This is a genomic window from Tateyamaria sp. ANG-S1 (assembly GCF_000814025.1).
Classification (GTDB): domain Bacteria; phylum Pseudomonadota; class Alphaproteobacteria; order Rhodobacterales; family Rhodobacteraceae; genus Tateyamaria.
The window spans coordinates 106141-118767 of record NZ_JWLL01000001.1 but is presented as its reverse complement, the minus strand read 5'-3'; the positions used below and the strand labels follow the sequence as shown (position 1 = coordinate 118767).

The 12627-nt window shown below is 61.5% G+C and carries 11 protein-coding genes and 1 tRNA gene; 7 read left to right on the top strand and 5 right to left on the bottom strand.

Annotated elements, in window-relative coordinates; translation table 11 throughout:
* Positions 1-31: 31 nt before the first annotated feature.
* Positions 32-724 (bottom strand): SprT family zinc-dependent metalloprotease, encoded by a 693-nt coding sequence (locus RA29_RS00620; protein ID WP_039681930.1) that lies wholly within the window; start codon positions 722-724, stop codon positions 32-34.
* A 153-nt stretch (positions 725-877) separates the two neighbouring features.
* Between RA29_RS00620 and RA29_RS00615 the strand changes: the two genes are divergently transcribed.
* The 3 genes from RA29_RS00615 to RA29_RS00605 all read left to right on the top strand — a co-directional run bounded on the left by RA29_RS00615 (position 878) and on the right by RA29_RS00605 (position 2676).
* The gene (locus tag RA29_RS00615; protein ID WP_039681928.1) at positions 878-1210 is read left to right on the top strand and encodes a TIGR02300 family protein; all 333 of its coding nucleotides are present in this window, start codon (positions 878-880) and stop codon (positions 1208-1210) included.
* Positions 1211-1299: 89 nt separating this feature from the next.
* Positions 1300-1375: transfer RNA gene (locus RA29_RS00610), tRNA-Ala, on the top strand.
* A gap of 296 nt (positions 1376-1671) precedes the next feature.
* Positions 1672-2676: a hypothetical protein gene (locus tag RA29_RS00605; RefSeq protein WP_039681926.1), complete on the top strand. Its 1005-nt coding sequence runs from the start codon at positions 1672-1674 to the stop codon at positions 2674-2676.
* 69 nt (positions 2677-2745) lie between these two features.
* Here the strand turns inward: RA29_RS00605 and RA29_RS00600 are convergent, their stop codons facing one another.
* The 3 genes from RA29_RS00600 to RA29_RS00590 all read right to left on the bottom strand — a co-directional run bounded on the left by RA29_RS00600 (position 2746) and on the right by RA29_RS00590 (position 5931).
* Positions 2746-4011, bottom strand: a complete 1266-nt coding sequence (locus RA29_RS00600; protein ID WP_039681924.1) for an ABC transporter permease subunit — start codon at positions 4009-4011, stop codon at positions 2746-2748.
* The gene (locus RA29_RS00595; protein WP_039681922.1) at positions 4008-4817 is read right to left on the bottom strand and encodes an ABC transporter ATP-binding protein; all 810 of its coding nucleotides are present in this window, start codon (positions 4815-4817) and stop codon (positions 4008-4010) included. Before RA29_RS00595 ends, RA29_RS00600 begins: the two co-directional genes overlap by 4 nt.
* Positions 4818-4923: 106 nt before the next feature.
* Entirely contained in the window at positions 4924-5931 is a 1008-nt protein-coding gene (locus RA29_RS00590; protein WP_039681920.1) for an ABC transporter substrate-binding protein, read from the bottom strand.
* Positions 5932-6325: 394 nt separating this feature from the next.
* Here RA29_RS00590 and RA29_RS00585 point away from each other — a divergent pair, with 394 nt between their 5' ends.
* Both RA29_RS00585 and RA29_RS00580 read left to right on the top strand, forming a co-directional pair.
* Complete coding sequence (locus RA29_RS00585; RefSeq protein ID WP_039681918.1) at positions 6326-7720, top strand: aminotransferase class III-fold pyridoxal phosphate-dependent enzyme; 1395 nt, start codon at positions 6326-6328, stop codon at positions 7718-7720.
* Between the two features lie 197 nt (positions 7721-7917).
* Positions 7918-8748 carry an alpha/beta hydrolase gene (locus tag RA29_RS00580; protein WP_241462522.1) on the top strand — a complete coding sequence of 277 codons (831 nt, stop codon included), beginning with the start codon at positions 7918-7920 and terminating at the stop codon, positions 8746-8748.
* 338 nt (positions 8749-9086) lie between these two features.
* Here RA29_RS00580 and RA29_RS23090 read toward each other — a convergent pair whose 3' ends face one another.
* Complete coding sequence (locus tag RA29_RS23090) at positions 9087-9347, bottom strand: hypothetical protein (RefSeq protein ID WP_193743438.1); 261 nt, start codon at positions 9345-9347, stop codon at positions 9087-9089.
* On the opposite strand from RA29_RS23090, the gene RA29_RS00575 reads away from it, so the two are divergent.
* Positions 9264-10721: a PLP-dependent aminotransferase family protein gene (locus RA29_RS00575; protein ID WP_039681915.1), complete on the top strand. Its 1458-nt coding sequence runs from the start codon at positions 9264-9266 to the stop codon at positions 10719-10721. The genes RA29_RS23090 and RA29_RS00575 overlap by 84 nt on opposite strands.
* Positions 10722-10837: 116 nt before the next feature.
* Positions 10838-12619 carry a sulfoacetaldehyde acetyltransferase gene (xsc, locus tag RA29_RS00570; RefSeq protein ID WP_039681913.1) on the top strand — a complete coding sequence of 594 codons (1782 nt, stop codon included), beginning with the start codon at positions 10838-10840 and terminating at the stop codon, positions 12617-12619.
* The last annotated feature ends 8 nt before the right edge of the window (positions 12620-12627 follow it).

The window sequence follows — 12627 nt, the reverse complement described above, 5'->3', positions numbered from 1 at the left end:
GCCCTTTTGTGATCACAAGCTGGTGCTGCGGTCAATCGCCAAAGCGAAAGCGGTGCAGGGCGTTGCCGTCGGTCCGCAGCCACCGGCGCTGTGCATCATAGGGGCCGTGGATGCGTGTCACCTCGGCCCAGAAGGCGGGCGAGTGGTTCATCTGCGCCAGATGCGCCACCTCGTGCGCGGCGACATAGCGCAGCACCTCAGGCGGCGCGAGGATCAGGCGCCACGAAAACATCAGCCGCCCCGCCGACGAACACGACCCCCAGCGCGAGCGCGTATCGCGCAGGCTCAACCCGGAATAGGTCCGGCCCAAACGGGCGGCATAGTCATCACAGGCGGCCGCCAGCACATCCCGGGCGCGGGCCTTCAAAAACCCCTGCACACGGCGTGCGACGACATCCGGCGCCCCCGGAACGGCAAGGGTCTCATCCCCCAGACGAACAGACCGCCCCGCCCCTTCGACAACGGTGCGACCTTGCCCTTCCACCGGCAAAACAGTGCCGCGCGCCACGCACACATCCTCGACCCGCGCGTCCAGATGCTTGCGAATCCACGGCTCCTTCTGGCGTGCAAACTCCAGCGCCTCGCGTTCGGCCACATGCCTGGGCAGGGTCAGAGTCACACGCCCATCCAGCGACGAGATGCGCAAGGTAATCCGCCGCGCCCGCGCCGACCGGCGCAGCGTCAGAACAATATCGGGCTGCCCTTGAAGGACACGTTCGGCCATCCCATCTCCCCATCTCGGGCTCTCGCCAAACCATAAGGCTTTGACTCCGTCCCGACCTTATGGCACTTGCCCAGAATCGCCGCAACACGAGGCACGCCCGCACACGCGCTCACCGCGCCTGATCCGGGCCACGCGCAGACAAGAGGATGACACATGCCAAAGGAAGAATGGGGCACCAAACGGCTTTGTCCGACGACCGGCAAACGGTTCTACGACATGAACCGCACGCCAATTGTCAGCCCGTACACGGGTGACGTGGTCGAGGTCGACAGCTCCAAGACCCGCATGATTGCCGCAGATGCCGAGGATGCCGCATCGGCCAAGAACAAGGCCAAAACAGTGGCGGATGACGAGGATCAAGTGCTGGACGACGACGATGTCGACGTCGAGCTGGACGACGATCTGCTGGACGATGACGACGACGATGATGACAACGTCTCGCTCGACGAATTGGCCGACGTGGCCGCCGAAGAAGACGAGTCGTAAAACGCCTGTCTGGCGGGATCTTTTTCGCTTGATCCCGCCCGGCAAAGCGCCTAATCAGCGGCGCACGTCCAGAGATGGCCACAAAGGATGGGGCATTAGCTCAGCTGGGAGAGCGCCTGCATGGCATGCAGGAGGTCAGCGGTTCGATCCCGCTATGCTCCACCATCCCTTCTATCATTCCACACTCATACTGGCGCGCCGGTTGATATCTGTAGGCACTGACTTACGCGCGTCTGCTACGCAGCCACTCTGAGTACAGCGGTAGGGTCCCGCTATGCTCCACCATCCCACTCTCGCAAGTCACATATCGACCATCCAGATTGATGTATCTGCGAGCACCGACTTCAGCAGTAGCGTCCCGCCACACGACACCACCGCAAAGCTCGGCATGTATGGCGCTACGTATCGCACCAAACCGCCAATCGCTTCGCACCCGTCCCATTCTCAGATACAGTCGCCACATGACGCAGCCCGCCCCTTCTGACAGTGACGCGCAGAACGCAGTGCCCGAAGACACAGATGGGCCTTGGGTGTTTGCCCCCGCGCCAACAGCACGCGAAGCCAGCCAGGATCTGACGCGCTTTCTGCGGCACCGATTGAACACCCGCAAAGTACGTGTGCTGGAGGCGCTGAAATTTGCGCCCCACAGCTGGATCTTCTCCGCCAAACTCAACGGAGAAAAGGTGGTGATCAAACGGTTCTTTACCGAAGATCACGCACGCACCGTCCGCAATCTAAAGGGTGAGTTGGACAGGCTGGAACACCTCTTTGGCGACAGCGACTGCCAGGCCAACAAGTGCCTCGCCACATGGCCCGAGGATGGCATCGCCGTTCTGTCCTTCGCCCCCGGCACACGGCTGGACCTCAAAATCGCACGCAGCAAAGGGCAGAGCCGCGCCAAGCTTCTGGCACATAGCGGGCGCTGGTTGGCCACATACACCGCCACACGACGGCGGGACGCCACCTTCGGGCCAGGGTACTGGATCAAACAGCTACGCGCCCGCGATCACAGCGGCATTTCAACATCCGACCGCGCCACGCTCGACCGGATGATCGCAGCACTCCAGAGCCAAACTGACCGGCTCAAAGGCTGCCCAGTGGTCCAGGCCGCAACGCACGGTGACTTCGTCGGCATGAACGCGCTCTACCATCGGGGCACCATCTACGGCGTCGACATCCAGGGCGAATGTTGGCTGGCCATTGCACGCGAGGCAGCACTCTTTTTGGTCTGGTTGCAAATGCACGACCCCACCCGACCAGCAGAACGCAGGCACGGAATACGCAGCGAAGACCTGAGCGCATTTCTCAGCTCGAACGTGCTGCCAGACAATGAGCACAACACGACGCTTCCCTTCTTTGTCGGCTATCACCTCTACCGGCTCTTCACCGCCAACCACCACCGCCCGGACATTCGGGCAAACCTGCTAGCTGCGATGGAAAGCTACCTGTCCCAGCACATGACGTAAAAACGGCGCCCCGCAGGGCGCCGCTTGATACGTTTCACAGGTCTTTGCCCAGACGCTGGGTGGCCCGGATCAGCCCTTGCCTTTCCAGGGCACCAGCAACTTCTCGGCATAGCGCATCAACATATCAATCCCGAACCCGATGATACCGATCAGGATGATGCCCATGATCACGATGTCGGTGTTCTGGAACTTCGACGCCACCATGATCATCATGCCAGCACCCTGCTCGGCGGCGACCAGTTCAGCCGCCACAACAGTCCCCCAGCAGACCCCCATGGCCACACGCGCACCGGTAAATATCTCCGGTAACGAGTTCGGCACGATGACATAGCGCATGATCTGCGCCTTCGACGCACCCAAACTATACGCCGCATGCACCTTGGAAATCTTCACACCACTCACACCGGACCTAGCGGCAATGGCCATGATCCATAGGGCCGCAAGGAACAGCAGAATGATCTTCCCGGCCTCTCCAATGCCCGCCCAGATGATGACCAGCGGGATCAGGGCCAAGGGCGGCACCGGGCGCATGAATTCCACGATGGGATCAAACCAGCCGCGGAACCAGTTCGACAGACCCATGGCATAGCCCAGCGGAATGCCCACAAGCGCACCAAAGAAGAAGCCAACGATCACGCGGAACAGCGAATAGCCCAAATGCTCCCACAGGGTGGAGCCGCGGAAACCGGCACTCGCAATCTCGCCGATACGCTGCACGACGGCCTCGGGCGCAGGCAGCCAGATGGGCTCCATCTGCCAACCCTTGGCCGGGATGATGTTGGGCGTGCCCCTGTCGGAAATGGTCACGGCACCAAACCCGACATCCACGCTGTCGCCCGGCTGCACAGCCGTGCCATTGATCTCCGTCACGGCCATGCCTTCGTCACGGCCCAGCTCATCATTGCTGTCCACGCGCAACAGGCCAGAGCGCCAGACACCGATGGCAATGCTGTCATCCTTTGCAAACCCGTCACCCGGCGCAACCTCGGGCGCGCCCGGATCCTCACCAATGGGATGCACCAGAACAGTGACCGTGGCCGTATCGCTCTGGGTGCCATCGGACACGGTGTATTCAAACGTGCCTGTACCCATGAACGGGCCGGGCGCGTGCAGGAACTTCGGCAACAGGGCCGAACCGGTAAACATGCCCCACAGCAGGAAGATGGTCAGAACCGAAATGATGCTGGCCGCCCGGTTGGGCGTGACAGCACTTTCGTCACCAAACGTCACGGTCTTGAGCGAGCCGTAGTCCGCAATTGCGGTCCGCTGGGCGATTGCCTTGACGACAAAGAACGCGACCACAAAGATCGCCAGATAAATCAAAAACGGGATCATGCGTCTGCTCCTTCGGTCCGACCCATAATCTCTTCTTCCATGTCCCAGATCATGCCCAGGATCTCCTCGCGCTTGACGGCGAATTCGGGGTGTTTCTTCACTTCCCGCAGGTCCTGACCCACGCCCAACTCGGCAAAGGGCAGGCGGTATTCGGTGTGAATGCGACCAGGACGGGGCGCCATGACCAACAGGCGCTCACCCAACAGCAGCGCCTCTTCCACCGAGTGGGTGATCAGGATGATGGTCTTGCCCGTCTCTTTCCAAAGCTTCAGAACCAGCGACTGCATCTTCTCGCGGGTCAGCGCATCCAGCGCGCCCAACGGTTCGTCCATCAGGATGACGTCCGGGTCGTTGGCAAGGCAACGGGCCAGGGCCACACGCTGCTGCATCCCGCCCGACAGTTCGTACACGGCCTTTTCCTTGAAGTCCTGCAAACCGACCACGTCGAGCAGGTGATTGACGGTCTCGTCCTTCTCAGCCTTGGGCATGCCCTTCATCGACGGGCCAAAGCCCACGTTTTCGCGCACGCTCATCCACTCGAACAGCGCGCCCTGCTGGAACACCATGCCGCGTTCGGCATCAGGGCCTTCGACCCGGTGGCCGTTCAGCTCAAGCACGCCAGAGGTCGGGGCAAGAAACCCCGCAACGATGTTAAGCAACGTGGTCTTGCCGCAGCCCGACGGGCCCAGCACGGACAACAACTCGCCCGCCTTGAGGTCAAGCGACACGTCCTGAAGCGCCTGAACATGCCCACCATTGGGCAGGTCAAAACGCATAGAGAGATTCTGGATGGATAATCCGGACATAAGGTTCCCACCTGTGGATTGGATGCTTAAGGCAACCTGTCGGGCAGGGCGCACCCCACCTCCGGTTTGAAAAAGGCCCGCGCGAGGGTCGCGCGGGCCGGTTGGCTTATTGGGTGGCAGCCAGTGGGCCGGTGTTGACCGAGCCCTCGTAGCTGTCGAGGGCCGCGTCGATCGAACCCGCGCCGACAAACACGTCCGCCACACCTTTCATAAAGCTCGGGGCCGTGCCGCCCAGCCAGGCTTCGCTCAACTGCTCTTCGACGGTCGGGAAGGCAAAGGTGGCCAGCGTTGCCGCAGCATCCGCTTCGTCCATACCGGCATCCTGCGCGATGACGGGCAGCATTTTGGCGTGGTTCGCCTCGTCCGCCCACATGGCGTTGGCTTCGGCTGTGACGGCCAGGAACTGGCTCAGCAGCTCGCCTTCCTCGGCGATGAAGCTGGCGGGGGCTGTTGTGGCGTCAAACACCAGAATGCCCAGCTCTTCCTTTTCTGCACCGGTCAGCAGCACGTTGCCGCTTTCCTTCATGCGACGCAGGGCACCACCCCAGCCGCAGGCCATATCGACCGAGCCCTGTGCCAGCGCAGCAGCGCCCTCGGCAGGGGCCATGTCAACAACGGACAGCGACGCCAGCTCCACACCAAAGTGCTCCATCTGGCTCAGGAAACCATAGTGAGCGGCTGTCCCAAGCGGCACAGCAACCTTCTTGCCTGCCAGTTCAGCGGCGGAGTCTTTGTCGATCTCCAGACCCGAGGCGACAACACAGTTGTCATTCTCGGAATAGCTCACGGCCACGTCCACGATCTGGATATCCTGCCCGGCGGATGCTGCGACCACGAAGGGCGGCACGCCTTGGGACACGGAAATCTGCACGTCGCCCGACGCCATGGCCGCGGACATCGCGGTGCCGGTGTCAAAGCTCACCCAATTGATCTTGGTGCCGCCCATGGCCTCTTCATACATGCCGGTCGCTTTGGCGAACTGGAAGGGCATCGGCCATTCCAGGAAGTACGCAACGGTGATCTCACCGCCATGGCCCGCGGCAACGGCACCCTGCGCGCCCGCCAGCATGGCGGTGGCCGCAACAGCACCCATCAGCTTGGTCTTGAATGTCATGTCATTACTCCCGTGTTTTACGCAGGCAGTGGTACCCGCGTTTGGATCGTTTCGGGCGGTGGTTCGCCTCTGGCCGCACGCGACATGTCGCGGCGCTGGCGTGATCCGAAACGATAATCCGGCCCGGATCAACGTAAAATCGGGGCACATGGCGCAAATTTGTGCAGGTGAATTCACCCTTTGAGATTCCCAAATTTCCCGCAGAGCCATGAAAACAAGGGGATTTCACCAAGCATACAAGGGCGCGCGGCACATGCAGGCCCGCAACTGGCTTTACTTGTAGGTATAAACTGGCCCTACTGTTGTGACCAGATTCTCAGCGATTGTCCGCGTCAGCATGCCTGTTCGGCCCTTTGTTTCATGGGCCGCCCCCACTTTCAGAAAGGTTGATCCCATGGACGGAACGTTCAACGAAAACGATATGAGCCGCGTGATCGAAGCCGACCGCGCAAATGTTTGGCACCACTTGATGCAGCACCAGCCGTTTTTCACCGGCGCCGACCCCAAGATCATCATCGAGGGCAAGGGCCTGCGCGTCTGGGACCAGAAAGGGATCGAACATATCGATGCCGTCTCTGGCGGTGTCTGGACGGTCAACGTGGGCTACGGCCGCGAATCCATGGGCGACGCCGTGCGCGACGCCATCGTGAAAATGAACTTCTTCGGCGGCACGGTGGGTTCCATCCCCGGCGCGCTCTTTGCCGAAAAGCTGCTGACCAAGATGCCAGGCCTCGACCGCGTCTACTACGCCAACTCCGGGTCTGAGGCGAACGAGAAAGCGTTCAAGATCGTCCGCCAGATCGCGCACAAGCGCTACGGCGGCAAAAAGCACAAGATCCTCTACCGCGACCGCGACTACCACGGCACCACCATCGCGTGCCTGTCAGCGGGCGGCCAGGACGAGCGCAACGCGCAATACGGCCCCTTCACACCGGGCTTTGTCCGCGTGCCCCACTGCCTCGAATACCGCAAGCACGAACAGGACGGCGCACCTGACGCAAACTATGGCGAATGGGCCGCCAACCAGATCGAAGAGGTCATCCTGCGCGAAGGCCCCGACACTGTCGGCGCCCTCTGCCTCGAACCCGTCACCGCAGGCGGCGGCGTGATCGTGCCCCCGGAAGGCTACTGGGAACGGGTGCAGGAGATCTGCAAGAAATACGACATCCTCCTGCACATTGACGAGGTCGTCTGCGGCGTGGGCCGCACCGGCACATGGTTCGGCTACCAGCACTACGGCATCCAGCCCGACATGGTGACAATGGCCAAAGGGGTCGCCTCCGGCTATGCCGCCATCTCGTGCCTCGCGACGACCAACGAAGTCTTCGACATGTTCAAGGACGACACGTCGGACCACCTCAACTACTTCCGCGACATCTCGACCTTCGGCGGCTGCACGGCAGGCCCGGCGGCAGCGCTCGAAAACATGCGGATCATCGAGGATGAGAACCTGCTCGAAAACACGACGGCCATGGGCGACTACATGCTCGATAAACTAGCCGAGCTGAAGGACAAGCACGAGGTCATCGGCGACGTCCGGGGCAAGGGCCTGTTTGTCGGGGCGGAGCTGGTCAAGGACCGCGACAGCCGCGATCCTGCCGACGAAAAGATGGTGCAGGCTGTGGTCGGCGACTGCATGCGGCAGGCCGTGGTCATCGGCGCGACCAACCGGTCCCTGCCGGGCAAGAACAACACGCTCTGCTTCTCGCCCGCGCTGATCGCGACCAAGGACGACATCGACCAGATCTGCGCCGCCGTCGACGGCGCGCTGACCCGAGTGTTCGGCTAAGGCGCATCAGGATGCGCCTTACTTGGCGCACATGAATAATCGTAAGGCGGGGGTGTCCCCCGCCTTTTTTACATCCACCCACCCGACTTGAACGGCATCAACCGCCTCTTAGGTCGCAGTCCATGACGGCAGAGGCACCTAAAACTCCCTCGTCCGAGGCTGACTATACCCTCATGTACCTCCCAAGCGGGCGTCGCTTGGCATATCAAGACTATGGATGCCCGGACGGCTTCCCGGTCTTTTACTGTCACGGCACACCAAGTTGCCGGTTGGAAGCCGGCTTCGCCGACGACGCCGCCCGCAAGATGGGCTTCCGCCTGATTGCCACAGACAGGCCGGGGTTTGGCCGCTCAGACTTTCAACCGGGACGGCGGTTCCTCGACTGGCCACACGACATCGCCGCGTTGGCCGATCACCTGAACATCAATGCATTTGGACTTGCCGGACATTCCGGTGCAGGACCGCATCTTTTCGCATGCGGTGCCAAGGTGGACCCGGCCCGCCTGAAATTCATTGGCGCGCTTGGACCATGGGGACCGATAGCCACCGCCGACATCCGATCAAACCTCAATTGGTTGGACAGGGCCTTTGCCCGGCTCGCCCACCACCTGCCATGGCTCATGCGCGCAGGGTTTGCACCGATGGGATGGGCCGCCCGCCATGCGCCCCGCCTTTTCCTGAACATCCTGAAACGATCCGTCTCCGAAGCCGACCGACGCGCACTTGAGGATGAAAACCTGTCGCGCAGGTTCCGGGCGATGCAGCACGAAGCGTTCCGACACGGCAGCCGGGGTGCGGGGCACGAGGCGCATCTCGCCTATTCCGACTGGGGCTTCGACATCGCATCGGTCCGCGTGCCCGTCCACATCTGGCTGGGGGACGAAGACATTTTCGTGACCCGGGCAATGGGGCAGCACATGGAGGCAACGATTCCGAACGTTGATTTCCACTGGGCCAAGGGGGCCGGTCATTTGAACATCGAGGACTGGCATCACATCTTCGCGGCCTGTCGCACGAACATTCCGTGACAAACGCCTGACGTCGGCCCAGCCGCGGGCAGCAATGCCCCCAACACGGCCCTCCGACCAAGGTGTGGTTCACAGGCAAGCCGACGACTGTCGCGTCGCATCGGCGCGCGTTCCTGCGCGGATACAGGACGTGGGATGCGACCCATCCGCGCGGATTAACCATTTTTTCGCGTGCCCCGCGCCCGAATTTTCAAAACGCGCAGTTTCCCGGCAAAATTGTGCAGTTTTGAGAATCGGGCCCGTTTCTGGGCCGGAATGCTCTGTCCAAAACGCGCAGTTTCGGGATCAAACTGTGCAGTTTCGCCCCTACAGACGCGATTCCGCGCATCAAACAAACCTCAAATCACCCGGTTAACGCAGCGCACGGCGCAAAACGTCTCATCAATTGAGATTTTTTGTCTCGCTTTATATTGATTTTTGCGCAGCACTGTGCGATATGAAGGGTAGATGGCGTGGGTTTCACTTCGAAATAATGCCAGATTGATTTCCATATAAGTCCAGTTTATCCTGCGGCCATGGCGCTCCCTGTCGAAACATTCTTTCTGCAGCCCGGTCATCAGGGCACCCTGCAAAGCCAGGTGCAGCAGATGATCGCCCACGGCATCCTGTCCGGGCGTTTCGGCTCCGGGGAAAAGCTGCCCTCAACCCGCAAACTCGCCTCGCACCTCGGCATCAGCCGCATCACAGTGACGCTCGCCTATACCGAGCTAGTGGCCTCCGATTACCTGACTGCGCGGGGCCGTTCGGGCTATTATGTGTCCGACAACGCGCCCGTTCCGCCCAGCTACCAGCCGCAACCCGTCTCGGGTGATGCGGTGGACTGGACCCGCGCCATCGGCCAGCGCTTTTCCGGCGGCCACATGCTCAGCAAGCCGCAGGACTGGGCGCGGTTCAAGTACCCCTTCATCTACGGCCAGACCGACCCGCAGCTCTTTGATCATACCAACTGGCGTCAATGCGCCCTACAAGCCCTTGGTCAAAGGGATTTTGCCGCGCTTACCTCAGATTACTTTGATCAGGACGACCCGCAACTGATCGAGTTCATACAGCGCAACACCCTGCCCCGGCGCGGTATTTCGGCGAATGCGGATCAAATTCTGATCACCCTGGGCGCGCAAAACGCCCTCTGGCTTGCCGCGCAGATCCTGCTGACCCAGCGCCGCACCGCCGCGTTCGAGGACCCATGTTACCCCGCCCTGCGCGAGGTGCTGAACCAGTCCCGCTGCCATCTGGCCCCTGTGCGCGTGGACCGGGACGGCCTGCCGCCCGACGGCATTCCGCCCGACACGGACGTTATTTTCTCGACCCCCAGCCACCAGTGCCCCACCACCTCGACCATGCCCATGGCGCGACGGCAGGCCCTGCTCGACCGCGCGCGCGAGCTTGATGCGCTGATTGTCGAGGATGACTACGAGTTCGAGATGTCCTTCCTCAACCCGCCCTCGCCCGCGCTCAAGTCGATGGATACGGACGGGCGCGTGATCTATGTGGGCAGCTTCTCCAAGTCACTCTTTCCGGGGTTGCGACTCGGCTACCTCGTCGGCTCCGAACCCTTCGTGCGTGAGGCCCGCGCCCTGCGCACCTCCGTCCTGCGGCATCCGCCGGGGCATATCCAGCGCACCGCAGCCTATTTCCTGTCGATGGGGCATTATGATGCGCAAATCCGAAAGATGAGCGCCGCTTTGCACACTCGCCGCGACGTGATGCAGGATGCCATCGAAACATATGGCCTCGACATCGCGGGCCAGGGCGCATTTGGCGGCTCGTCCTACTGGATGCGCGCGCCCCAGGGCGTCGACACCCGCGCGCTTGCGCAGCAATTGCAAGAGGTTGGCGTGCTGATCGAACCGGGCCACGCCTTCTTTTCCGGCGATGACCAGCCGCGCGGGTTCTACCGGCTCGGCTATTCATCCATCCAGCCCGACCGCATCCGGGACGGAATTGGACTGATCGCGAACCACCTTCAGGCATAGCCTGGACTTAAATGGACATCTCAACTGGCCCTAACGGAGACCCGCCAGCCCCAGTAACGTCAAATCCAACATTTCCTGGGCGATTCGACGCCCCCGCCTCTATTGGAGACTGCCCCATGAAAATGACCACCGAAGAAGCCTTTGTGAAATGCCTGCAGCGGCATGGCATTGAGCACGCATTTGGCATTATCGGCTCGGCCATGATGCCGATTTCCGACATCTTCCCAGATGCCGGTATCCAGTTCTGGGACTGCGCCCACGAAGGTTCCGCCGGCATGATGGCCGACGGCTTCACGCGCGCCACCGGCAAGATGTCGATGATGATTGCGCAGAACGGCCCGGGCATCACCAATTTCGTGACTGCGGTCAAGACGGCATACTGGAACCACACTCCTTTGCTTTTGGTTACCCCACAGGCCGCCAACAAAACGATTGGTCAAGGTGGCTTCCAGGAAGTCGAACAGATGAAATTGTTCGAAGATATGGTCGCCTACCAAGAAGAGGTCCGTGACCCGTCCCGCGTGGCCGAGGTTCTAACGCGCGTGATCAGCCAAGCCAAGCGTCTGTCGGGCCCTGCCCAGCTGAACATTCCGCGTGACTTCTGGACGCAAGTCATCGACATCGAAATCCCCGAGCCGATCGAATTCGAAGCCTCCCCCGGTGGCCAGAACTCGGTGGCCGAAGCAGCGAAGATCCTGTCGGAAGCGAAAAACCCCGTCATCCTCAACGGCGCGGGCGTGGTCCTGTCCCAAGGTGGCCTGGCAGCTTCGCAAGAACTGGCCGAGCGTCTGACCGCCCCGGTCTGCGTGGGCTACCAGCACAACGACGCCTTCCCCGGTAACCACCCGCTGTTCGCAGGTCCGCTGGGCTACAACGGCTCCAAGGCTGGTATGCAGTTGATCTCGGAAGCGGACGTTGTTCTGTGCCTCGGCACACGCCTTAACCCGTTCTCGACCCTGCCCGGCTACGGCATCGACTACTGGCCGACAGACGCCAAGATCATTCAGGTCGACATCAACCCCGACCGCATCGGCCTGACCAAGAAGGTCACCGTGGGCATCGTGGGTGACGCGGCCAAAGTGGCGAACGGCATCATCAGCCAACTGGCCGACGACGCGGGTGACGCAGGCCGCGAGGCACGCAAAGACAAGATCGCACAGACAAAATCGGCATGGGCTCAGGAACTGACATCCATGAACGAAGAACAGGACGATCCCGGAACCAACTGGAACGAGCGTGCACGCGCCGCGAAACCAGACTGGATGTCCCCCCGCATGGCATGGCGCGCGATCCAAGCCGCACTGCCGGTCGAGGCCATCATCTCCTCCGACATTGGCAACAACTGCGCCATCGGCAACGCCTATCCCTCCTTCGAGGAAGGCCGGAAGTATCTCGCACCTGGCCTGTTCGGTCCCTGCGGCTACGGCCTGCCCGCCATCGTGGGCGCGAAAATCGGCCAGCCCGAGGTCCCAGTTGTCGGCTTTGCTGGTGACGGTGCCTTCGGCATCGCGGTGAACGAATTGACCGCCATTGGTCGCGGCGAATGGCCTGCCATCACGCAGATCGTCTTCCGCAACTACCAGTGGGGCGCGGAAAAGCGGAACTCGACCCTGTGGTTCGACGACAACTTCGTCGGCACCGAGCTGGACGAACAAGTGTCCTATGCCGGTATCGCAAATGCCTGTGGCCTGAAGGGCGTCGTTGCCCGCACGCAGGAAGAGCTGACTGCCGCCCTGAACCAGGCGATCAAGGATCAGATGGAAAACGGTATCACGACCCTGATCGAAGCGATGATCAACCAGGAACTGGGCGACCCGTTCCGCCGCGACGCGATGAAGAAGCCTGTCGAAGTGGCCGGCATCTCCAAAGACGATATGGTTCCGCAAGTTTCTGCGTAACCTGCTAA